Annotated in this window: 21 protein-coding genes and 3 pseudogenes; 16 read left to right on the plus strand and 8 right to left on the minus strand. The window is 42.3% G+C overall.

What is annotated here, in order from left to right:
* The first annotated feature begins 137 nt into the window (after nucleotides 1–137).
* The 3 genes from L4D76_RS11985 to L4D76_RS11995 are packed head-to-tail and all read left to right on the plus strand — an operon-like array spanning nucleotide 138 to nucleotide 3,244.
* Complete coding sequence (locus L4D76_RS11985) at nucleotides 138–1,331, plus strand: hypothetical protein (RefSeq protein ID WP_428441136.1); 1,194 nt, start codon at nucleotides 138–140, stop codon at nucleotides 1,329–1,331.
* Nucleotides 1,332–2,402: a sensor histidine kinase gene (locus tag L4D76_RS11990; protein ID WP_428441137.1), complete on the plus strand. Its 1,071-nt coding sequence runs from the start codon at nucleotides 1,332–1,334 to the stop codon at nucleotides 2,400–2,402.
* Nucleotides 2,403–2,458: 56 nt separating this feature from the next.
* Nucleotides 2,459–3,244 carry a LytR/AlgR family response regulator transcription factor gene (locus L4D76_RS11995; protein ID WP_428441138.1) on the plus strand — a complete coding sequence of 262 codons (786 nt, stop codon included), beginning with the start codon at nucleotides 2,459–2,461 and terminating at the stop codon, nucleotides 3,242–3,244.
* A 60-nt stretch (nucleotides 3,245–3,304) separates the two neighbouring features.
* Here the strand turns inward: L4D76_RS11995 and L4D76_RS12000 are convergent, their stop codons facing one another.
* Nucleotides 3,305–3,616 carry a DUF3081 family protein gene (locus tag L4D76_RS12000; protein WP_428441139.1) on the minus strand — a complete coding sequence of 104 codons (312 nt, stop codon included), beginning with the start codon at nucleotides 3,614–3,616 and terminating at the stop codon, nucleotides 3,305–3,307.
* 266 nt (nucleotides 3,617–3,882) lie between these two features.
* Here L4D76_RS12000 and L4D76_RS12005 point away from each other — a divergent pair, with 266 nt between their 5' ends.
* Complete coding sequence (locus tag L4D76_RS12005; protein WP_428441140.1) at nucleotides 3,883–5,064, plus strand: amino acid aminotransferase; 1,182 nt, start codon at nucleotides 3,883–3,885, stop codon at nucleotides 5,062–5,064.
* Between the two features lie 111 nt (nucleotides 5,065–5,175).
* Here L4D76_RS12005 and L4D76_RS12010 read toward each other — a convergent pair whose 3' ends face one another.
* Both L4D76_RS12010 and L4D76_RS12015 read right to left on the minus strand, forming a co-directional pair.
* Nucleotides 5,176–5,697: a hypothetical protein gene (locus L4D76_RS12010; RefSeq protein ID WP_428441141.1), complete on the minus strand. Its 522-nt coding sequence runs from the start codon at nucleotides 5,695–5,697 to the stop codon at nucleotides 5,176–5,178.
* An 80-nt stretch (nucleotides 5,698–5,777) separates the two neighbouring features.
* Nucleotides 5,778–6,085: pseudogene (locus tag L4D76_RS12015) on the minus strand (nitroreductase family protein); the annotation flags it as partial.
* A 238-nt stretch (nucleotides 6,086–6,323) separates the two neighbouring features.
* On the opposite strand from L4D76_RS12015, the gene L4D76_RS12020 reads away from it, so the two are divergent.
* The 7 genes from L4D76_RS12020 to L4D76_RS12050 all read left to right on the plus strand — a co-directional run bounded on the left by L4D76_RS12020 (nucleotide 6,324) and on the right by L4D76_RS12050 (nucleotide 13,501).
* Nucleotides 6,324–7,352 (plus strand): sensor histidine kinase, encoded by a 1,029-nt coding sequence (locus tag L4D76_RS12020; RefSeq protein WP_428441142.1) that lies wholly within the window; start codon nucleotides 6,324–6,326, stop codon nucleotides 7,350–7,352.
* A gap of 11 nt (nucleotides 7,353–7,363) precedes the next feature.
* The gene (locus L4D76_RS12025) at nucleotides 7,364–8,149 is read left to right on the plus strand and encodes a LytR/AlgR family response regulator transcription factor (RefSeq protein ID WP_428441157.1); all 786 of its coding nucleotides are present in this window, start codon (nucleotides 7,364–7,366) and stop codon (nucleotides 8,147–8,149) included.
* A gap of 252 nt (nucleotides 8,150–8,401) precedes the next feature.
* Entirely contained in the window at nucleotides 8,402–9,124 is a 723-nt protein-coding gene (locus L4D76_RS12030; protein WP_428441143.1) for an ABC transporter ATP-binding protein, read from the plus strand.
* The gene (locus L4D76_RS12035; protein ID WP_428441144.1) at nucleotides 9,112–9,744 is read left to right on the plus strand and encodes an FtsX-like permease family protein; all 633 of its coding nucleotides are present in this window, start codon (nucleotides 9,112–9,114) and stop codon (nucleotides 9,742–9,744) included. Before L4D76_RS12030 ends, L4D76_RS12035 begins: the two co-directional genes overlap by 13 nt.
* A gap of 199 nt (nucleotides 9,745–9,943) precedes the next feature.
* The gene (locus L4D76_RS12040; protein WP_428441145.1) at nucleotides 9,944–10,786 is read left to right on the plus strand and encodes a hypothetical protein; all 843 of its coding nucleotides are present in this window, start codon (nucleotides 9,944–9,946) and stop codon (nucleotides 10,784–10,786) included.
* A gap of 323 nt (nucleotides 10,787–11,109) precedes the next feature.
* Nucleotides 11,110–12,810, plus strand: coding sequence for an HTH-type transcriptional regulator SgrR (gene sgrR, locus L4D76_RS12045; protein WP_428441146.1), 1,701 nt, complete (start codon nucleotides 11,110–11,112; stop codon nucleotides 12,808–12,810).
* A 70-nt stretch (nucleotides 12,811–12,880) separates the two neighbouring features.
* Nucleotides 12,881–13,501, plus strand: coding sequence for an NADPH-dependent FMN reductase (locus L4D76_RS12050; protein ID WP_428441147.1), 621 nt, complete (start codon nucleotides 12,881–12,883; stop codon nucleotides 13,499–13,501).
* Nucleotides 13,502–13,645: 144 nt separating this feature from the next.
* On the opposite strand, the gene L4D76_RS12055 is transcribed toward L4D76_RS12050, so the two are convergent.
* Nucleotides 13,646–14,842, minus strand: coding sequence for a serine hydrolase (locus tag L4D76_RS12055; RefSeq protein WP_428441148.1), 1,197 nt, complete (start codon nucleotides 14,840–14,842; stop codon nucleotides 13,646–13,648).
* A 310-nt stretch (nucleotides 14,843–15,152) separates the two neighbouring features.
* Here L4D76_RS12055 and nhaD point away from each other — a divergent pair, with 310 nt between their 5' ends.
* Complete coding sequence (gene nhaD / locus L4D76_RS12060) at nucleotides 15,153–16,586, plus strand: sodium:proton antiporter NhaD (RefSeq protein WP_428441149.1); 1,434 nt, start codon at nucleotides 15,153–15,155, stop codon at nucleotides 16,584–16,586.
* 116 nt (nucleotides 16,587–16,702) lie between these two features.
* The gene (locus tag L4D76_RS12065; RefSeq protein ID WP_428441150.1) at nucleotides 16,703–17,362 is read left to right on the plus strand and encodes a hypothetical protein; all 660 of its coding nucleotides are present in this window, start codon (nucleotides 16,703–16,705) and stop codon (nucleotides 17,360–17,362) included.
* A gap of 35 nt (nucleotides 17,363–17,397) precedes the next feature.
* On the opposite strand, the gene ltaE is transcribed toward L4D76_RS12065, so the two are convergent.
* The gene (gene ltaE, locus L4D76_RS12070) at nucleotides 17,398–18,405 is read right to left on the minus strand and encodes a low-specificity L-threonine aldolase (protein ID WP_428441151.1); all 1,008 of its coding nucleotides are present in this window, start codon (nucleotides 18,403–18,405) and stop codon (nucleotides 17,398–17,400) included.
* Between the two features lie 233 nt (nucleotides 18,406–18,638).
* Between ltaE and L4D76_RS12075 the strand changes: the two genes are divergently transcribed.
* Both L4D76_RS12075 and L4D76_RS12080 read left to right on the plus strand, forming a co-directional pair.
* Nucleotides 18,639–18,941 carry a hypothetical protein gene (locus tag L4D76_RS12075; RefSeq protein ID WP_428441152.1) on the plus strand — a complete coding sequence of 101 codons (303 nt, stop codon included), beginning with the start codon at nucleotides 18,639–18,641 and terminating at the stop codon, nucleotides 18,939–18,941.
* A 56-nt stretch (nucleotides 18,942–18,997) separates the two neighbouring features.
* Nucleotides 18,998–19,093: pseudogene (locus L4D76_RS12080) on the plus strand (isopenicillin N synthase family oxygenase); the annotation flags it as partial.
* A gap of 143 nt (nucleotides 19,094–19,236) precedes the next feature.
* Here L4D76_RS12080 and L4D76_RS12085 read toward each other — a convergent pair.
* Nucleotides 19,237–20,568: an MATE family efflux transporter gene (locus L4D76_RS12085; RefSeq protein ID WP_428441153.1), complete on the minus strand. Its 1,332-nt coding sequence runs from the start codon at nucleotides 20,566–20,568 to the stop codon at nucleotides 19,237–19,239.
* A gap of 212 nt (nucleotides 20,569–20,780) precedes the next feature.
* Between L4D76_RS12085 and L4D76_RS12090 the strand changes: the two are divergent.
* Nucleotides 20,781–20,894: pseudogene (locus L4D76_RS12090) on the plus strand (DDE-type integrase/transposase/recombinase); the annotation flags it as partial.
* Between the two features lie 147 nt (nucleotides 20,895–21,041).
* Here the strand turns inward: L4D76_RS12090 and L4D76_RS12095 are convergent.
* Nucleotides 21,042–21,311 (minus strand): hypothetical protein, encoded by a 270-nt coding sequence (locus tag L4D76_RS12095; protein ID WP_428441154.1) that lies wholly within the window; start codon nucleotides 21,309–21,311, stop codon nucleotides 21,042–21,044.
* Nucleotides 21,312–21,616: 305 nt separating this feature from the next.
* Nucleotides 21,617–21,790: cold-shock protein (locus tag L4D76_RS12100; RefSeq protein ID WP_428441158.1), on the minus strand; the 174-nt coding region annotated here is incomplete at its 5' end.

Here is a 21,790-nt window from a genome sequence, read left to right on the forward strand (position 1 = left end):
AGTGTTCATATTGCCGTCGCTAAGATGTAATGCGATGGCAGTTTTTTATCTGCCTGTGTATTTTCGCTGACAAGTTATTATTTTCTGTTCGTGAAGAAATGTAAGGTATTCCATGATTAGGTTGTAGATATTTGTTTATGCGGATTTTTATATTGCTACGCTTGTCAATATTCATGATTTCTATTTTAGTGTGTTCTGTTAAAACTGTGGCAGCTGACTGGCAATTTGGCTACAGGGGATCATCCGAACAATGGTCAGCCAGCAATAGTCTGTTCTTTTCTGAATCTGATGATTACCTACATCAACTTGCAGTGGATTTCAGCGTTGAGCATAAGGGAATAAGGGGAGCGGCTACGGCAAGAAAACAGTGGCAACGCAACCGGCATAATGACGAAATTATTCTGACTGAGTTATTTGTTGATCGCAGTATTTATGACTGGGATTTCACTGTTGGCAAGAAACGCCTGGACTGGGGGGTAGGTTATTCCTATCGGCCATTAGACATTATCAAGTCTTATATTCAGCAGCCTACAGGGGTTTATATCGAAGAAGGTGCCTGGGTCGTGGCTGCCGAATATTATACAGCAACAGGCGCTCTGACCCTGATACTGGCTGATAGCACCACTCAACAAGAGACGATTGAACCGCAACAAAAGGGTGGGGGGATCCGGTATTACGCCTTAGTTAATGACTGGGATTTGCAAGGCCTGATGTACTTTGATGATATTCGGGAACTGTCTGTTGGCGGTAGTGCCGTGACAGTATTGGGAGACAGTGCATCTGTCCATGTTTCTGCATTATGGCAAAGTCAGTATACTCAGTTAAGCCATCGCTTGAATGCACAACAATATCTTTATGTTGGTGATCCCATTTATTCAGAAACAGAGAATGGAGCATTACAGCTATTAACGGGAGTGACTTATAATCTTGAAAATAGCGTTAGCCTTCTGGCCGAGTACTGGTACGATGAACGAAGTCCTGATCATAGCCAATGGCAGTCATTAATAGACGCGGCAAGGCAACAAAAAGTTAGTGGTGATATATACGGGCTACTGAGCAGTGAACGACAGTTCTTTTCAACTCATAATACGGTACAACATAAGCTGTTGTTACATATTCGATATGATGGGGACGGTTGGGAGCCTGTGCTTGATTTACTCACATCTCCACAGGATAAAGGGCTTATTGCTACGGCTCGGATCAGGTATCAGTGGATGGAAGAACACTGGCTTGAATTAGGGGCTCGCTGGTTTGCCGGGGCTGATAATTCGGTGTTTCAGCAGTTACCTCATGAACAGATACTGTTTCTTCAAATTGATGGAACATTTTAAATGAATGGTCAATCTAAAAATATTAAGGCTATTATCTATAGCCAGCTTGTTACGTTGCTGGCCTGTACGCTAGCTGCTATTACGTTGATCGCGCTTAGCAAAGAGTGGACTTTCTATAATGCCGGGCATGTATTTATTATTTCATATTCTTATGGTCTTTGTGTCCATCTCTCCATTGGTATTTGGAACGGGTATTTTTCCGATCGTTCATTATTGTTCCGCTACAGCATACCGTCAGCGATTGGTTTTATTATTGGAACGCTGATGCAGATGCTGATACTGCATTATTTGTACGGTAGCAAGAGTTCCGATGAACTGTTAAGCTGGCTTGACCAAGGGTTGTTATATTCAATTTTAGCGAATGCGGTTATTATTTTTTATTTTTATAATCAACAGCAAAAAGTGAATATACAGGAAGAGCTGAAAGTCACTCAGTTACAACAAGCCGCAAAGGAAAAGGAACTGTTGCACAGTCAGCTGCGTCTGCTGCAATCTCAAATTGAGCCGCATTTTCTTTTTAATACGTTAGCCAATTTGAAAGCCTTGATCGCACTTGAACCGACGCGTGCAACGGTATTGCTGGATAACCTGACCGCCTTGCTTAGACAAAGCTTAAAGCAAAGTCAGAAAGAAACGATCACTCTTAAAGATGAGCTGAAGTTTTGCGAGTCTTATATCGCTATTCAACAAACCAGATTGGAAGATCGGATCAGCGTAAATGTCAATGTGTCAGCTAATGTTAATCAACAACAGCCTTTTTTACCCTTACTGCTTCAGCCAATAGTGGAAAACGCTATTTTGCATGGTATCGAGCCCGCATCTGGTCGCTGTGCTCTGACGATCGATGTACAAAAAACAGAGGCAAATGTCCTGGAGATCACTATCGAAGATGACGGTGTAGGGCTAGGGAATAGCTCGCATAAAGGCCATGGTGTCGGCTTAAAAAATGTCCGTACTCGCTTGCGAAGTTTCTACGGTGATGATTCTCAGTTAAGCATTATGGGAAATAGTATGGGGGGCGTTTCTGTGTTACTGAATATCCCAGAGAAAGCTCTGAATCTCGTATCTTGAGCTGATTTGGGTATATATAGATTATTAAGCGAATTAGGCTAAAGGGAGGACATGAAATGGACAGTTACAGCGCACTGATTATTGACGATGAACCTTTATTACGCCGTCACCTAAACCTCTACCTTGCAGAGCTGTGGCCGACATTGGAAATTAAAGGTAAGGCGGGCAATGGTGCAGAAGCACTTAAACAAGTAGAACAATATAATCCGGATCTTATTTTTTTGGATATCCGTATGCCAGAAATGGATGGCTTAACGCTGGCAAAAAAGTTATCAAGCCGCTCTCCCTGCCCGTTAATTATTTTTACTACAGCTTACGATCAATACGCGATCGATGCTTTTGAACAGGAGGCGGTTGATTATTTACTTAAACCGATTGAAACCAAACGGCTGGAAAAAGCATTAGATCGGGCAAAACGGAGGTTAAGTAACCGCGCTATTAATCAAGAATGTGTCACACCTTCGATAGATTTACTGGCAAATCTGGTTAATCGACTACAAGTACAACAAGATCCGCAGCCATTGGAGTGGATCAAAGCCAGCCGCCAAGAGACCATTCATCTGTTATCGGTTTATGACATTCATTATTTTCAGGCTGAAGATAAATATACGACAGTGGTTACCGCAGATGGCGAGTTTGTTATACGTACTTCAATTAAAGAGCTAAATAGCCAATTGGATATGAAGGTATTTTGGCAGATACACCGGGGTACACTGGTGAACTCAGCCTATATCGATAAAATCGAACGTGATTTTTCCGGCAGAATGTATGTTTACCTTAAAACCAAGGCGAAAAAACTGGCTGTAAGCCGTAACTTCCATCATCTATTTAAACAGATGTAGCGTTTTGTATTTAAGAAGATGAACGCTCAGAATGTTGAGCATTCATTACTTATTCAGGCCCTAGTAACGTTCGTCTAACTCCATCAGTTTCTTTAAGAAAGCCTGAACCTGGGCTTCGTTATTATTATGTATATCAGCTGTGGTTTGATTGATGGTGGTTTCTGGGTTGTCATTATCGGTATGGAAGTGGTAGGTATTGTGAAAGTTGATATCCAGACTGACATTGTCGTCTGCCAGATTCACACTATAACCATCCAGACTCTCGGTGCAGGTGATGTCTTCTAACTTGCATTGGTTATCCTTACGCTGGCCTTGGGTTTTTACTTTTTCATACACACTTAACAGGGTGCGAACATCAACACTGTTTTTCATAATTCCCCCCGAATTCAGGCTGATAATGTAGAGAAAGAGGCAAAATCCTTCTGCTTCTTATATAAATTTAGGTCGTCATTGTGGGGATGCAAGGGCAGTTATGCTTATATTAATCTGGATCATTATTTAGTATACATCTCTTGATGTCAGAGCAGATTAAGTGGCTGGATCTGGAAGCCCGTAGAAAGGGGACGCTTTCATCGTGACGTTTTGTGAGGGAAATGATAATTTGAAGTGATTAACAGTAACAAAACGGAATTTATCTGATGTTTAAGCAGCTTACACAGGCACAACTCGATCCTATTTTGTCTCTTTCAATAGCCTACCGTGAAGATAGCCGGGCAGACAAAATGGATTTGGGGATTGGTGTATACCGGAACAGTCAAGGTGAAACACCTATTATGCAGGCTGTTCAGCAGGCGCAACAATACTTACTTGCTACGCAAACAACTAAGGCTTATGTCGGCCTTGCGGGTAATGAAGTATTTAACCAGTCGATGATGGATTTATTGCTATCAGGCACGTCCGCACATAGCCGGGCTGCCGCAGTTCAAACGCCCGGCGCAAGTGGTGCGCTTCGTATGCTGGCGGATTTAATGTGCCTTGCCCAGCCAGACACCACGGTATGGTTAACAAATCCCAGTTATGTAAATCATAAACCAGTTATGGAAGCTGCTGGGCTTACTGTGAAATATTATCCGTATTTTGATTCTAAAACCAAGCAAGTGAACAGTGACGCTATGTTGGCGGAATTGGCAAAAGCCGGACCTAAAGATGTGGTATTGCTACACGGTTGCTGTCATAACCCAACAGGTGCCGACATTTCTTTTGCTGACTGGCAAGCTGTAACAGCACTTGCGAATCAAAATGGTTTCCTTCCATTTGTCGATATTGCTTATCAAGGTTTCGGTGATGGTTTAGAGCAAGATGCTGGTGGCCTGAAATACATGGCGGATAATGTCGAAGAAATGATTGTTGCTACCTCTTGTTCAAAGAATTTTGGTTTGTATCGTGAACGTACCGGTGCTGCAATTGTTATCAGCGATAGCTTGCAGGAAGCACAGAAGGCGAAAGGGCGCATTCTGCAGTTAGCACGTTCTACTTATACTATGCCGCCAGATCACGGTGCGGCAGTCGTTGCGACGATTCTGACCGATGATGATTTAACGGCAGTCTGGAAACAAGAGCTTAATGAAATGCATGGTCGCTTACTGAGTTTACGAGCTGGTCTGACGAAGGCCATTCGTGCTCAGGGATCTGATTCATTTGATTTTATCGAGAAGCACAAAGGTATGTTTTCAGTTACAGGGTTAAGCCCTGAGCAAATCGAACGCCTGCGTAAAGAATTCGCGATTTATGCGGTTGGTGATGGTCGTGTAAACATTGCCGGTCTTCAAGAACAGCAAATTGACTACTTGGCAAATGCGCTATTAACTGTGTCACAGTAAATAGCACTTAGCTGTTGGGTTCGTCAGGAGTGGGGGTTAATTTAAATCCCCATTTTTGATTGTACAGTCCGGCACAATACACCCTTAGTTCAAAAGAGGGTAACGCAGGAGCTATTTTGTTAATACAAGAATGTCGTGGTCTTCTTTGGCTTTGTTGAGAAGGTAGTTTTCCATTTCTTGCTGCAACGTTTGTTGGTTCGCGAGTGGCAATGAGTGAACATCTGCAATGAGTGCGCAGCTTCCCTTATCTGACTGATGGTGATAAATCATACCGCAGGCGGCAGGCTTTCCTTTAAAAAAGCCAACGTAGAGCTGAGCCGGAGCATCTTGTTCAAACATAATTTGAGTTAAATACTCAATGAGCGCATCTGTGTCGGCTTCGTCTGCCCATTGGCTGGCAAGTACCAGCGAATACCTGATGGTCAGCGGGTGACAATCAACAGGATAGAAAGAAAGAGAAGATGTGGCACAATCTGGAATAGAGGATATCAGTTGAGATGACAGTTGCTGTTGTCTTGCTTGATATAAGCTCAACCCTTTTTCACTGAGCGGTGTCGGATACTCAGCGTCGGTGACGTGGCTTGCCATCCAGGCATTTTTTAATTTATTGAGCTGTTCAATCATTAACTGCATATCATCTATTCTTTTGTTTGATGCCCACACCTTACCGCAAAAAAATGCAATAAGGTATGGGAAGGGGTCTAAAAGCCTAATTAATGGTTAATTATAACCTCCTGGTTACTGACACGATGTCTTTCACCATAAATCCCTTCTTCACTTCGCTTACCACAACTGATGATCATTGTGATTTCAGCTTGCTTAGGTAAGCTGAGCAAAAGTTTAGTACGTTTAGAGTCAAAGCCCTCATCGGGCACGTGTCATAACCTTCAGCCCGCATTGCCGTCATAAAAGTCATTGCGGCTAATGAGCTGCTTTTATGCAAGCAAACTCGCACATCTGTTCTGCTGACTTCCCGTACCATTGGTTTTTTTAGGCCTAAGAAACGGCACAGCAATTTCCTGGCCCCGGCAATTGTAAGTCTATGGCACTCAGGCAACCCATTTTTTGAATCGACTTTGAAATATTGAATTACCGCTTCATTAAGGCTTGTATGATAATCGGCGAGTTTAAATATTTATTATCATAAAACAGAATGAAAAAGAGTGAGTTCATGCTTACATAGTCGTGATCTGTTGCATATTGATTTTAGTTTTAGTATATCTCCTCATTAGATATAAAACAGATAATGGATGTAAGTCGTGAGTACTAGTCGAATAAACCAGGTAGTAAGGGATGTGGTTATAAGCATTTTATTCTGCTTTGGTATTGCCTGTATTACCTACATTATTATAGGAGGAGCTTTCAGCCGACATTTAATCACCTCATTTGGATATGGAGGTATTTGTAATGTAATCAACTTTTTTGTTCAAAATAATCGTGCGCACTGGTCACCTTCGATTGGTTTTTTAGTTGTGGTTGGTGGAACCTTAGTCTTAGGAACAATACACGCTCTGTTATGGTCAGTGTGGTTTGTCAATAGTAGTGATCATAATCAAGTTTTTTACCTTATCAGTTTTTGTGTTTTTTTCTCGTCGATCATTTATTATTTTTTTTATAACAGAGAAAAGGCACTATTGATCGAAAATGAATTAAAACAAGTCAAACTTACTCAGGCAGAGCAGGAGCGGGCATTAGTCGTGAGTCAGTTGCAAGTCTTGCAAAGTCAGATTGAACCTCATTTTCTTTTTAATACTCTCGCCAATTTACAAGTCCTTATTGATGCAGATCCCAGAAAAGCAAAAAAATTGCTAGAAAGACTTACAGAGTTACTACGAATTAGTTTAAAGAAGAGTCGTCGGCAGTGGATCATGCTTGGTGATGAAATTGATTTACTCGATGCTTACTTAGGGATTCAATCGATGCGTTTAGGTGACAGGCTTAATTATCGGTTTGTTATCAATGATGACGTGGATAAGCAATGGGATATCCCCCCTCATATGCTTCAACCTCTGGTGGAAAATGCAATTTACCATGGCATTGAGCCCAGTGAAGACGGCGGTGAAGTAGTGGTGTTTATTTGTTGCAAAAATAACAAGTTGATTGTTGAAGTTAAAGACAATGGTGTGGGGTTTGATCATCCGTCGATGCATATCGGGCATGGTGTGAGCTTAGATAATATTCGTCAGCGCCTGAAAGGCCTCTATGGCGAGCAAGCTAGATTATTCATCTCTGCCCCGGAAAGTGGAGGGGTTACAGCTAAAATGGAGCTATTGCCTGGAGGGCATTAACCATGAAGGAAATGTTATCTGTCACAGCTGTTATTGCAGATGATGAGCCGCTCCTGCGTTATCATTTGAACAAAATACTTGCAGAGGTATGGCCGCAACTTGAAGTGGTGGCAAGTGAACAAGACGGTAAATCAGCTTTAGCCAGTACCAAGCAATATCAACCCGATATTGCTTTTCTTGATATTCGTATGCCAGGGCTCGATGGAATCTCAGTCGCTAAAGCGTTGAAGTCGATCGATAAGGTACCATTGATCGTTTTTGTCACCGCGTATGATGAATATGCGATACAGGCATTTAATGAGCAGGCAATAGATTATTTACTTAAACCATTTAGCGAAACTCGCTTGCAACAAACCTGCGAACGTATTCAGCATTATTTAAAAAATTGTTATTCTGCGACCCAGGAAGGGAACAAATTGTCAATTGAAGCTTTACAGAATTTAGTTGCTACGATTCAGAGTCCTGCCAATCATTACTTACGTTGGATAAAGGCCAGTAAAGGTGATGGTATTTGCTTGGTATCAGTTGATGACGTGAATTATCTGCATGCGGAAGCTAAATATGTCAGCGTTTATACCCATGATGAAGAGTATATTATTCGTACACCGCTAAAAGAGCTAATTAAACAACTTGATCCAGATGTTTTCTGGCAGATACATCGTTCTACGATTGTACGTGTTGACGCAATAGAAAAAGTAAAGCGTGATTTCACAGGCAGGATGATTGTTTATTTGCAAAATAAAGGTGAAAAACTGGCGGTTAGCCGGAATGCGCAAGGCTTATTCAAGCAAATGTGATCAGATTATCCGGTTATTCCCCTTTTATCCTTGCTATGCACCATTTATCTCATTGTTCAATATTACCTCTCCGATTACATTAATCTAAAGCCACATCAATGAGGGAAGTAAAGATTAACGTAAGAATCATTACGAATATTTACCTTCATAGACAATATAAAAATAAATAATGTTAGTTGGCAAAAACACTTGGTAGCTTGGCTCGCATCTATGGTTTTGAAGCCATAGGAGCCTCGTTATCAAGGAGGTTATATGATTGAGTTTCAGAGGATCAAGAAAACATACATATTTGATGGTCACATCTATAACGCGCTGCAGGGGGTAGATGGAAAAATTGCCTCAGGAGAAATGGTTGCTCTTTATGGCCCTTCAGGTTCAGGAAAGAGTTCATTACTTAATGTGTGTAGTTTACTGGATGAAAATTATCAGGGACGAGTCATTATTGGTGATGAGCCGATAACCAAAACATCTGCATTTGCTGTCGATGTTCGTCGTAAACAAATGGGATTCATTTTTCCAAAATTTAATTTGGTTTCGGTACAGACTGTTTTTGAAAATATCGAGTTTCCTTTGATACTTAATCGTATCTCTAAGGCAGAACGTACTCAGCGTGTGTTAGAAATGATCGATAAGGTGGGATTGAGTGAGTTTGTTCATTTCAAGCCTGAAAGATTAACGGGAAAACAAAAGCAGTGTGTTGCGATTGCAAGGGCGTTTATCCATAAACCGGTTGCAGTGATTGCTGATGAGCCGACTGCTAGTCTTGATAGTGATTCGAAGGCCGATGTCATAGAATTGATGCTCAAGTTGGGTCATGAATTGGACACTGCAATTCTAGTAGCAACCAATGACGCTACAATTGCAAAAATGTGTCATCGAACAATTCATATGCTCGACGGCTGTATTGTCGAGCATGTTCCTGCTGTTCTTTTTAAATATCGGAAAACGGCGGAGGCACTCCCGTGGGGAGTTTGATATTTTTACTGCAGTTGGCCAAGAAGCACATTATTCACAATGGGATGCAGTCTCTGTTTACTGTGTTGACTATTGCAATTTCAGGTTCTTTACTCTTCTTTTTTAGAGGCTACGGACTGAATGTACTGGATATAGTAAGAGAATCTACTGTTTGGGATAAAGGAAGTCATCTTGATATTTTTGGGAATAACGTTATTTTAGTTATGAGTACTTTAGTTATCATAATTACAGTAAGCCTGTATCTTCTGCTGCAATATATCATGATAAAGAGTATTGCCAGGCGGCAAAGAGAAATAGAACTGTTCACCATTTTAGGTGCTTCCTCCCGAGAAATTATTAGTGGGTTTCTTTGTGAAGTATGTCTGATTGTTATGGCTGGCTTGATACTGGGAGGAGGATTAGCGCTATGGAGTGGGTCTATCTATCATGACGTAATCGTTCTTCTTTCTCAATTGTTTGAGTTTAATTATCTTGATCCTGTTGACACATCATCTCCGCTGCTGTTGGTCTTAAGTGTTTCAATCGAAATTATTAGTATTTCCATTTTAGCGGCATTAATAGCCGTAAAAAGGGGAGTTAGAAAATCAAGACTAATAGTTCTGAATTGTGAAAGGGGATAAACGGCTGACAAACGTATGTTATTATATTAATCGTCATTAGTTTCCATACCAATTGGTATCACAGAAGTTGTGTGTCATCAAAATGATGAAGGCAATAAAAAGAGAGATTGCTCGCTATTTTAATATAATCTCTGTTGATGTCATTTTTATGGACTATTTGTTGGTGGTACCTAACATACATTTTAAGGGAGAGCGTTAAATGGGTGTCGATTTGAAGACAGATTCACAACTTGTACAGTTTCCACCATCTCTTGAGCCTCAGCTGTATCTGGATCAGATCCAAACCTGGGTCGAGGCAGGAAAAACGTTGGAAATGATTTCAGCAACTCAATTACAGCAAGCGATTGGTGGCAGCTATAAGCATGCTTTGATGGTACTAGAAGAGGTTGAACGTGTTATTCGCCTAAGCTACCAACAAGAAAACAATGATCATGAAAGCAGTAATCATGAAAATAGTGAATTGGTCTTCCCATTTGATGTCATTAATCAGGCGAATAATACGCTTTTTGATACCTGGCGAGTCATGATGGGGCTTGGAACAAAAGCTGAAGAAGATCTTCTTGAACGTTTAGAGGCAGAGAAACAGAAAAAGCATACTAATGATGCTGTTTATTCGGATAAAATTGCGGCGTTAGAAGCGGCTGGCAGAGAAAATGACAATCGTTTGGCGGCCCAAGATGCAGCATGTGATAAAGCTATTAAAGCGAAGCAAGCAGCGCAACGAAGTGTGCGGAAGCAAAAAGCAGATTTAGATAAAAGTATTGAACAAACACAACTGCTAACTACTCAGCTGAATGAGACGGTTACCCTCAATCATCAACTCGAAGAAGCTAATATCGAGTTACAGTCACAAGTGGCTGAATTAGAGAAAGCATTTTCAGATGCAAGGTTAAACGCGAAGAAATCGTTGAGTGAGCTTGAACAGCAAAAACAGCAAGTTGAGTTGTTACATGTACAGCGTGAGGAATTAATTGCCGAGAAAGACAGTTTGCATCAGCGTACGGAAGTGCTGCAACAACAGTTAGAGCAGTCATCGAATTAATTAGAACAATAATTCTTTCTATCCTTTTTAAAAGCGCCTGGCTCACAGGGCGCTTTCTTTTTTTTAGCTCTGATACAATTTTCGGACTCTTTGCTAGCGGGAAAAGTGAAAAAAAGGCCAGTTGCTATGAACTGACCTGGAAGTGATGGGGCCTCAATGTTACTCGTAAGCAATCACCTTTGGGGGAAAGTGATTTCAAAGCTATCTTGGCGACCATCGATTGATGTTTTTTCATGACAAATTTGTTTTTTCATCTGAGTCTATTATTAAGTTAAAATAGGAAGGATAAAACAGAATAAATGAATTAATAAGGTTCCCCTTTTATGACGGGTCAACGACTAAAGCTTCAGTTCCAGCGTCTGTATGATCATTTCTCTGGTTCAGAAAGCGAAACGAACTTACATGATATTTCTGAAGTTCTGTTTTGTACGCGACGAAATGTGCGAATGGTTATTAATAAAATGGTTGATAAGGGGTGGGTTGACTGGCAACCAGCTGTTGGACGAGGGAAACAATCTCGATTGATTTTCCACAGTACAGACAGTGAGTTGCAGTATATGCATGCCAGAAAGCTGGTAGCGGAAGGGAAATTGGAACCCGCTTTGGCTGCTCTGGATAACGATGGCGATAAGCTGGCACAACTGATTCAGGAGCAGCTTGGTGTAACAACCCTGAAAGGTAAGCAAATTGTTCGTATACCTTACTATCGACCTTTCACCAATATGAACCCTTTGCGTCCTTTACGGCGTTCAGAACAGCATTTAGTTCGACAGATTTTCAGCGGTCTCACCCGCATAAATGAGGAAAAAGAGGAAGTCGAAGGTGATCTCGCTCACCATTGGGAATCAATAACCCCTCGTCATTGGCGTTTTTATTTGCGTCCGGCTGTCCGGTTCCATGACGGGAAATTAATGGAAATCAGCGATGTTGTTACGACGTTAGATCAGGTAAAGAAGCACCGATTGTTCAAGCACCTCAAAAGTATCCAATCACCGTTTCCCAATACCATCGATATTCATTTAAGTCGGGACGATGTGCGCTTACCTGATTTGATGGCAAATATATTGGCGATGATCCAGCCTGCGGATTCGCTCCGTCGCAACGATATTGACGTGTATCCGATAGGTACCGGGCCTTACAAAGTCTCGTTTAATGATAAGCAGCGACTTAAGCTTGAAGCATTTGATCAGTACTTTGGTTTTCGTGCGCTGATCGATATGGTTGATATCTGGATTCTGCCAGGCTTTACTGCTTGTTATCTGAAGCCGACGACGGATATCAGTAAACTGGATCCGATGAATGTATCGACCAGACTGAAACTTGATGAAGGTAGTAACTATTTATTGTTTAACCGCGTCACGGGTCTGGCAAATAATGAAGAGTGGCTGGCGTATTTTCATGCACGGTTAACTCCGCTGAATATTTTGCGATTACTGGATCACTCTAAAATAGGTGACTTCCGATTAACTAATGCCTATGGATTACTACCCGGTTGGGCGCACATTTTACCAGCTCCGTCAGTTGACTCGGCACCAGCAAAACGAACCGTGACATTGGCGTACCAACAGGAACATCCGGTTTATCCGCATGTCGCAGCAACGCTAAAGGAAATATTGGCAGAAGATGGTCTGCGTCTTAAAGTTTTAGAGCTCTCGTCATCAGATATTTTGCTTGGGAAACAAGTTGATAAAATTGACATCTGGCTTGGCGGTATGAGCTTAAGCAATTATCGTAGCGATGCTATTTTGCCTTGGATGTATAGTTTTGATCAGTTGTTCAGAGTGATGCCAAAGGAAGAGTTTGAGGATCTGGATCGACAGGTCATGACTTGGCGTGCTGATATTGTAACGCTTTTCCCGGCTGATGAAATTGGCGCTAAACTGGTACAGAGCGGGCAGATATTACCCTTGTTCCATAATTGGTTAGGGGTAGATAGCTCTGGGTCAATTGAAGGAATGGCTTCGAATGCAATGGGCTGGTTTGACTTTAAGTCGGTATGGATGAAGCCAGAGTTGAATGCTTAGACCAGCATCGAGCTAGCCTCGTTTTCCTAGTGTTTATTACCAGTATTGAAAGGATTAGCGGGAGGGTATTATGCCAGTTTTTCGTAATAACGCAGATCAGCAAGAGTACGAGGATAGTGAATTGAGCAACAGAGGAGTACAGTATTCAGTTGTCGGTCTTTGTGGCAGTTTACGCAAAGACTCGATCAATATGAAGCTATTACGAGCGGCACAATCACTTGCGCCAGGTCCCATTAATGTAACTATTTTTCATTTGGATGATATTCCACTCTATAACCAGGATGTTCAGGATGAACACGGGTTCCCGGCAGAGGTCGAAGAGTTGTGTCAACTGATAGAATCCGCGGCAGCAGTACTCATTGTGACACCTGAATATAATTATTCGATACCGGGGGTTTTAAAAAATACGATAGATTGGGTTTCACGTTGGCCAACAACGCCTTTTGATGAAAAATTGGTAGCGATTCTAGGGGCGAGTCCCGGCAGGCTAGGAACAGCTCGTTGCCAATACCACCTGCGTCAATGTTTTGTTTTTCTAAATAGCCAAGTCATTAATCGGCCAGAGGTGATGCTGGGAAATGCTTATGCACTATTTGATGAAAGCGGCAACATTATTGATGAGAAAACCCGTGAATTGGTCGCCAAGCTAATGCGGGAGCTGTATAAAAAAATTGAAAGCGCAGCTAATTAACTCTTTAACAATACACTATTACGCGCTCATAGTTTTCTCCGACATGTTCATATACCAAGTGAAAAATGGGGGGAGACGCTATTCGTCATGTTCGAGATTAATGATGAGAATATTGTCTCTCCGTCTCTAACCGTCAGTGAGGTATTAGTTTGCTTCCCATTTCTGGCTGGTAAACCATTTATCGATAGGTCGCCAGACTACATCTATCATAGACTTGTACCAAGGTGCCTCGGCTATATTCTCGGCAGCAAGGATCGGCTGAACAATAAGAATTTCATCTTGTAGGTACCACTCAACTTTACCTACTTGGGTGCCTTTGGTTACAGGGGCTTCAAGATCGTGATTATAGATAATTTTGTATTCTAAATTTTTTCGCTGTCTGCGAGGTACCGTGATTGTGGCACCATCACCAAGTTCAACACTGACATTAGACGGGGAGCCATACCAGACTTTTAATGGTGATAATTCTTTATGATTAAACTCCGGAGTGAGGTCTTGAAAGAAACGAAATCCCCAGGTAAGTAGTTTTTTACTTTCTGAACGTCTTGCACCAGTACTTTTTGTTCCCATGACTACAGCAATTAAACGCTGGCCATTTTGCTCGGCAGATGAGACCAAACTGTAACCGGCTTGAGTGGTATAACCGGTTTTAATACCATCGACATTGAGGGTAGTATCCCATAAAAGTGCGTTACGGTTGCCTTGTTTTATATCATGGAAGGTGAAGGATTTCTCCTTGAAAAGTGTGTAAATATCAGGTAATTCCCGAATGAAAGTTCGAGAGAGCAAGGCCATGTCATAAGCGCTGGTAAACTGTCCTTCAGAGTCCAAACCGTGAGGATTGGTAAAATAGCTGTCTAGCATGCCAATTTTTTCTGCATGGCGGTTCATCATATCAATGAAGGCGGCTTGGTGACCGGCAACATGTTCGGCCAGTGCGACAGTTGCATCGTTGCCTGAAGAAATGATAACGCCTTTATTCAAATCGTTGACAGAGACCTCATCACCGATATTCAAGAACATTTTTGATGAGCCTGGAAATTTTTTGCCCCAGGCATTTTCACTAACAAGAACGATATCGTCTGAGTTGATATGACCGGCTTTAATTTCTTGGCCCACGACATAACTGGTCATGATTTTAGTCAGGCTGGCTGGCGCGAGTGGTTCACGTTCATTGTCGCTGGCTATGATCTGGCCTGAGTGATAACTCATTAATACCCATGCTTTCGCGGCAATTTCGGGTGGAGCCGGAAGAGGCTGCGCCTGAGCAGGGAAAAACAAGCAGGCAAGAAGTGGTATAACAAATAGAGAGAGAGGCTTATGTGCTGTCATTATTATCATTGCTCTATTTTCCTCAATAGCATATCTATTAGCGCTACTTACAGCTTAGTAAAATCTTGCAGTAGTTAGGATAATTTTGATGTTAAATAGTTTGTTTCAATGACAGTGTTATTGAGGATAGGCAAGGTGGATGTTGTTTTTCCTGCCATGAAGGCAATCAATATTGAACATTGGCGCTTTGAATAATATTGTTTTTTGTTAGGATAATGTTGATGTTACTTTACGCTCTATGGCTATACTTCACGTTAAGTCTTATCAAGAATGTGTATTATTGCAACGGTGATCATTTCTCAAGGAGCTGAGAATAAGCATGAAAATACAACAGGTTATATATACCAGTTTAGGTTTTTTTACTGCTTTCCCGGTATTCGCCTCTGATACCGCACTGGATTTGACCCAATCGACGATAGGTTACGTCTCATTAATACTATTCGTGTTGGCTTATTGCCTGGTGATGGCCGAAGAATTTTTAAATCTTCGTAAATCCAAGCCGGTATTGCTTGCTGCGGGTTTGATTTGGTTAATGATAGGGTATTTCTTCCAGCAGCAAGGGCAAATAGAAGTCGCGAAAAGCGCTTTAGATCATAATTTACTGGAATATGCTAAGTTACTTTTATTCCTGCTTGTTGCGATGACGTATATCAATGCCATGGAAGAGCGTCGTCTGTTCGATGCCCTGCAGGCCTGGATGGTCAGTAAAGGGTTTAACTTCCGAACTTTGTTTTGGTTAACCGGTATTTTATCCTTCTTGATTTCACCTATTGCCGATAACCTGACAACGGCGTTATTGATGTGTGCTGTAGTCATGAAAGTGGGGGGCAGTAACACCAAGTTTATTAATTTAGCTTGCATCAACATTGTCGTCGCCGCCAATGCCGGTGGTGCATTTAGTCCGTTTGGTGATATTACCACGCTAATGGTCTGGCAGTCCGGGATAGTTTCTTTTAGTAGCTTTTTCTCCTTATTTATACCTTCCTTGGTTAATTATTTAGTTCCGGCTTTTATTATGTCGCGATTTGTACCAACAACTCAGCCTGATACCATCAGTGAATATGTTGAGTTAAAACGCGGTGCTCGGCGAATTGTTTTATTATTTCTGCTGACTATTGCAACGGCGGTTGGTTTCCATGGTTTTATTCACTTCCCACCAGTGGTGGGCATGATGATGGGGTTGGCATATTTACAATTTTTCGGTTATTTCCTGCGCAGAACATTACCGGGTTCTCTGGCGAAAAAGAAAGCGATAGCCCTGGCCAATCGTGATGATGCAGCATTGAAGCGGTTAGGTTCAGTTGTTCCTTTTGATGTCTTTAAACGAGTATCTCATGCCGAGTGGGATACCCTGCTGTTCTTTTATGGCGTCGTAATGTGTGTGGGCGGGTTGAGTTTGCTCGGCTATTTAGGCCTGGTTTCTGAAGTGATGTATACCCAATGGAACCCGGTTTGGGCCAATGTCATGGTGGGTATCTTATCTGCAATCGTGGATAACATTCCGGTGATGTTTGCTGTTTTAAGCATGGAACCTGAGATGTCTATTGGTAACTGGTTATTAGTGACGCTATCTGCAGGCGTTGGAGGCAGCTTACTCTCTATTGGCTCTGCAGCTGGCGTGGCACTAATGGGGGCTGCACATGGTAAATACACCTTCTTTGGCCATTTAAAATGGATGCCAGTCATTGCATTAGGATATGCATCCAGTATTGCTATCCATCTGCTTATAAATGGGGCGATGTTTACTGTTTAATTGGTGTCTAAAAGCCATTGAATTCACGCTGAAACCAGCGGTGTTTTAGCTTTTCCTATGTCAGGTTTTAGTAATCAAGCTAAGCTAAAGATGATAGGTGTCAACGGGATAGGCATATGAATAAAGTTGGATTGCTATGCTTAAATACATTACTGCTGCTTAACCCGTTACAAGCGGCGACAGCAATGGATTTAGCAGCTATTTTTCGCATGCCGGTGTTCAAGATTGGTGTGGTAGGTAGTGCTGGTACAGTAGAAGTGTCTGATAATAAATCTTTTTCTGACGTTCCATTCAAATCCAGTGGTTCTATATCGCCTGTCGTCACACTGATACAACCACCAGTATATTTCGGTGAAGATACTCGTTGGGGATACCATACCGAGTTAAATGTTAAGTACTTTAAACTTGATTATGATAACGATGACGCTCGTTATCAGGATGGTGAACTTAAAGGTTATACCGCTGATATTACTCCCGTATTGTTTTACCAGTGGGGTCATAAAGAACTATGTGCCAAGTGCCGAAGTTGGCGAGTTGAAGCGGGAGTCGGGATGAATTATTTGAATTCTGACGGAGAATTAAAACAACCTGATGGAAAAGATATTGAGTTTTCGAGTGTTGGCTTTGGTTTTAATTCGCACATTGGTGCTGTTGTGAATTATCGCCAATGGGAGCTGGGCTTAAGACTGGTCGTCCCGACCCAAATAAATGATGACGATGATGATGCGGATGCAAGGCACGCATTATCATCAGTCAGCCTTGCTTATCGTTTTTAAGAAGGCGCGATTAACGCGCCTTTATTTCTTGTTCGCTAAAGCGCCTGCTTTATCGCGGTTAAGAAGGTATCAATGTCATTGCGAGTGATATCCAGATGAGTGACCAGCCGCATTGGGTTGCCCGTACTGAATAAAATCTCTTGCTCTTTTAGCCGAGAAATAAGACGGTTTTGATCAATGGCCGGATCAACTTTGGCAAAAACCATATTTGTCTGAACAAGTTCTGGTTTGACTGTGAAACCCTCAATGTCTGCTAATTGTTCAGCAAGGTAACGTGCATTGGCATGATCGTCAGCCAATCGGGTTACATTCTCTGTTAATGCCTGTTTGCCTGCTGCGGCGAGAATACCGGCCTGACGCATACCCCCACCCAAAACCTTACGCCAACGGCGGGCTTTAGCAATTAACTCATTGCTACCAAGTAGTAATGAGCCAATAGGTGCCCCAAGGCCTTTTGACAAACAGATGGTCATTGAGTCGAAATGCTTCGCTATTTCAGTAATATCAACCTCTAGAGCGACAGCTGCGTTATAAACGCGAGCACCATCTAAGTGAAGTTTTAAGCCATGTTGTTCTGTAAATTGACGAGCTTGTAGTAGATATGAAAGAGGGAGTACTTTGCCATTAATCGTGTTCTCAATACTGAGCAGAGTTGTACGTGCAAAGTGGGGATCAATAGGTTTGATAGCGGCTTCGAGTTTAACGAATGACAGTGAACCATCTTTGTCATTTTCGATGGGCTGAGGTTGAATAGAGCCGAGTACAGCAGCACCGCCGCCTTCAAATTTATAGTTATGTGCTTGCTGACCACAAAGGTATTCATCACCACGTTCGCAATGGGACATTAGTGCGAGTAAGTTTGCCTGTGTACCAGAGCTACAGAAAATCGCCGCTTCAAATCCATGACGTTCAGCGGACCATTGTTCTAAATCATTGACGGTTGGGTCATCCCCATACACATCATCCCCAACGGAAGCAACAGCCATTGCTTGCTGCATAGACGGCGTCGGGCGGGTTACGGTATCAGAGCGAAAATCTATCATTGTTATTTTAGTCCCCAGCTGTACTTATAATATACCCGAACCACTATATCACCACGCTCTCATACCGGGAACAGGATGTTTGAAACACAAGGTACGGTGGTAGGCGATATTGTTAAGTGAGTAAAAGTTGTCTCACTTTAAAGAAACACGTTCCATCTATTGGCTTTTACTATATGGAGTAGAGTGCTATTGACTAAACTGATAGTAAGGGATGTAAATCGGAGGGACAGATTATGTTAGCTGAATATCGGCAATTTACTTTACCCGGAAGAGCTCATCTTCATGCTAACGTTAAAGTGATCCCGACTGGTGAGTTGGAAGTTTGTATTAAGGAAAAACATGATGAGTTGCACGCTGATTTTGATGAGTTGTGCTTCTATTCATACGGAAATAACACGGAGTTGATATGCAAAGAGCATGCTGGTCAGGATAAGGTACGTTGGCATATAGATTTAGCGAACGAAGATGCCAGAGAGCTGGCGAAACTGATCGAGTCAGCCGAAGAAGAGTTTGAAACACTGATGCGTGATTTGTGAAAAATATGTCGGCTGGCAAACGGCAGATAATATAAACCCTACTTAGTATGTAGGGTTTATTTTTGCACCCTAAACCAGAAATTGTGTTGTCAGAGCGCTACACGGCAAAAGAGTATTTGATGGAACGCTTAAGAGAATTGGGCGTTATCTGATTTTCTAAGGAGAAGGCAGCTTTTTTGCTGCCTTCTCCTTCATTACACATTATGATTGGCGGAAGTTTTACTGCACAACCTCACCACTTTCGATAACGGTTTTTTGTACTTTATCTGAAATAGCCAGCAAGCTCAAACCGGTATCAAGCCTTTCGTAAAGCCCAAAGCATCCAGGTCGCTAAAATGGCACTGCATAACGGCAAAGCAATCCAAACGCCATTGACGCCGAATGATTTTGCTAATACAAAAATGAACAAAGTGATAAAGATCAGTTTGCCACCAGTTAGAATCGATGCCTCTTTAGCCTGGTTTACAGATTGGAAATACGTTGCGCCAACTAACAGCATACCTTCCATGGGTAGGCCCCAAAAATAGCGTTGCATACCGTTAATCGCTTCGGGCTGAAGTGTCGGATTATCACCGGCAAACAGATAGACGATCCACTCGGGGAAGCCATACAGAATAAACAGGCCAAAAGCGGCCACGATCAGTGTGGTCGCAAATGCAATATTACGTACCTTGATAACGCGATCTTTCAGTCCGGCCCCCGTGTTGTAGCTGGTGATAGGCTGAATACCTAGCGCAATACCTTCGAAAACAAGATAAAAGAAGGCTTCGGTATAACTGACAATACTGTATGCCGCGACGTGAATGGCACTGCCTACCCATAGGAAGGCTTTGTTGTGCAGAATAAGTACGACAGACAGGTACAGGTACATAAGCAAGCTTGAGGTGCCGAGGCGTAATATTTGGGTAACGGTGTTCCACTTTAATTTCAGGCTGTCCCAGCCAAACCGAAGGGTGCTTTTATCGCTAAAGAAATGCTGCAGGCAGAGCAGGCAAGTCGCAGCTTGAGACAGCATAGTGGCGATGGCAGCCCCTGTCAGTTCATAAGGGAAGACAACAATCAGCAACCAATCAAGGACGATGTTGAGGAGCCCGCCAAAAATCATGATCAGGGTCACGCGATTTGGCTGGCCATCATTTCGAAGCAGAGATGAAAAAGCCATAGAGATGATCGGAAAAGCGCCTAATAAGAAATACCAAAAAAGGTAATCGGAGGCCATTTCCAAAATCTCGCCTTCTGCGCCAATCCACAGCAAGATATCGCGGCCGAATAAGATACCGGCACTGCAAAAAACGACGGAGGCGATCAGACATAATGTCAGTGCATTGCCGACAATTTCCCTGGCCTGATCGGTTTTCTCTTCGCCTAGTTTGATAGAGACTAACGCCGAAGCGCCCATGCCCAACATGGCACCGATGGCGTATAGAATTGAACCGATCGGGTAGCCAAGGATGATACCGGCAAGTCCTTTTTCGCCTAAGACATGGCCAACGAACATACCATCAATAGCGACATATACCCCAGTGACTAACATTGCGGCGATGGTTGGCAACGTATAACGCCAGAACAGGCGGAAGATAGAATCATCACGTAATGACAAAAATTGGGAAGAGCTGGATGCTGGCATAGTGATCATCTTAAATCAGGTTTGAGGGGCGAAAATTAAGATTGGCGGCGAGGTTGTAATTTTGCTTTCCCCCGAATTCAAAATTGTCAAAAATTTGATTAAAGCTTTTCTAAATAAGGCCAATAATCATCTTCACATCTTCACATCTTCATTAGACATTGACAAGTATAAACTCGGCATCATACTGTTGTTGCATACAGCGTCAAGGGCGGAAATGGCACTACCTTTACCGTGCCATCAATAAACAAGGCGAGACACTGGATTTCTATTTCTCTCACAAACGTAATAAAGAAGCCGCGTATCAGTTTCTTAGGCGCTGCCTGAGGCGACATCTCTAAACCCATAAATCCAGTTACTTAGAATATTGAGCGGAGTCTACTGTAATAATTGCATATAATCATCAGCCATTGGCTTCATTTCGAGATAAGATTGATACGTGAAGTAAGTCAATACAGTGAGCCCTATCGTCACGACTATTTTTCCATCTCAACGTTACGTACGGACTCACCCAATGCTTGTTTACGTAATTCAGTGGCACGTCGTGTTGATACTGGCTCGTCACGGTCTACTGACAGCAGTGGATTAACTTTTACCTGATAACTAGTTTCGCCTTCAAAGGCTTTCAGGCGAAGTTCATTCGCATAGCGATTGCTGACGTTGTCATCATGGTGATTGTATTGAGCTGCTGAAGCGCCAAAAGAGATTAGGCCCAATAGAGTTACTGTAAGTACAGAATTTTTCATGTTTATCYCCACTATCTTAATGTTAAATATTTTTGCAGTGTTGAAAACTTGTCATTCCCTCTTAGGAGTAATCCCTTTACCTTTACGGTTCAGACTTCGTTTCGATTTATACAAATAGTAAAGTGTGACGTGCTTCAAAAAAAGCGGGAAAAATAGAGCAAGTTAGTCAGAAAATTTGTTGATATCAAAAAGGCCGCCAAGTGGCGACCTTTCATTGTTTGGCTGTGATGTTGAGTGTATGCCAAGCGACAGGTATAAAAAATGCCGGCCATAGCCAGCATTGTTTCAGAAGATAAGTCTTCTAATTATAAAGCAACTACGTTCGCTGCTTGAGGGCCTTTTTGGCCTTGCTCTAGGTCAAAAGAAACTTTTTGGCCTTCAGCTAGTGTCTTAAAACCTTCAGAAGCGATAGCTCGGAAATGAACGAATACGTCAGCACCGCCGTTATCCTGAGTGATAAAACCAAAACCTTTATCTTC

The sequence above is a fragment of the Photobacterium sagamiensis genome, from assembly GCF_050337085.1.
GTDB lineage: Bacteria > Pseudomonadota > Gammaproteobacteria > Enterobacterales > Vibrionaceae > Photobacterium > Photobacterium sagamiensis.

Bases quoted from the DNA above. Each gene is read 5' to 3' on its own strand.
- L4D76_RS11985 (WP_428441136.1), top strand. From the start codon at position 138: ATGCGGATTTTTATATTGCTACGCTTGTCAATATTCATGATTTCTATT.
- L4D76_RS11990 (WP_428441137.1), top strand. From the start codon at position 1,332: ATGAATGGTCAATCTAAAAATATTAAGGCTATTATCTATAGCCAGCTT.
- L4D76_RS11995 (WP_428441138.1), top strand. From the start codon at position 2,459: ATGGACAGTTACAGCGCACTGATTATTGACGATGAACCTTTATTACGC.
- L4D76_RS12000 (WP_428441139.1), bottom strand. From the start codon at position 3,616: ATGAAAAACAGTGTTGATGTTCGCACCCTGTTAAGTGTGTATGAAAAA.
- L4D76_RS12005 (WP_428441140.1), top strand. From the start codon at position 3,883: ATGTTTAAGCAGCTTACACAGGCACAACTCGATCCTATTTTGTCTCTT.
- L4D76_RS12010 (WP_428441141.1), bottom strand. From the start codon at position 5,697: ATGCAGTTAATGATTGAACAGCTCAATAAATTAAAAAATGCCTGGATG.
- L4D76_RS12025 (WP_428441157.1), top strand. From the start codon at position 7,364: ATGTTATCTGTCACAGCTGTTATTGCAGATGATGAGCCGCTCCTGCGT.
- L4D76_RS12030 (WP_428441143.1), top strand. From the start codon at position 8,402: ATGATTGAGTTTCAGAGGATCAAGAAAACATACATATTTGATGGTCAC.
- L4D76_RS12040 (WP_428441145.1), top strand. From the start codon at position 9,944: ATGGGTGTCGATTTGAAGACAGATTCACAACTTGTACAGTTTCCACCA.
- sgrR (WP_428441146.1), top strand. From the start codon at position 11,110: ATGACGGGTCAACGACTAAAGCTTCAGTTCCAGCGTCTGTATGATCAT.
- L4D76_RS12050 (WP_428441147.1), top strand. From the start codon at position 12,881: ATGCCAGTTTTTCGTAATAACGCAGATCAGCAAGAGTACGAGGATAGT.
- L4D76_RS12055 (WP_428441148.1), bottom strand. From the start codon at position 14,842: ATGATAATAATGACAGCACATAAGCCTCTCTCTCTATTTGTTATACCA.
- nhaD (WP_428441149.1), top strand. From the start codon at position 15,153: ATGAAAATACAACAGGTTATATATACCAGTTTAGGTTTTTTTACTGCT.
- L4D76_RS12065 (WP_428441150.1), top strand. From the start codon at position 16,703: ATGAATAAAGTTGGATTGCTATGCTTAAATACATTACTGCTGCTTAAC.
- ltaE (WP_428441151.1), bottom strand. From the start codon at position 18,405: ATGATAGATTTTCGCTCTGATACCGTAACCCGCCCGACGCCGTCTATG.
- L4D76_RS12075 (WP_428441152.1), top strand. From the start codon at position 18,639: ATGTTAGCTGAATATCGGCAATTTACTTTACCCGGAAGAGCTCATCTT.
- L4D76_RS12085 (WP_428441153.1), bottom strand. From the start codon at position 20,568: ATGCCAGCATCCAGCTCTTCCCAATTTTTGTCATTACGTGATGATTCT.
- L4D76_RS12095 (WP_428441154.1), bottom strand. From the start codon at position 21,311: ATGAAAAATTCTGTACTTACAGTAACTCTATTGGGCCTAATCTCTTTT.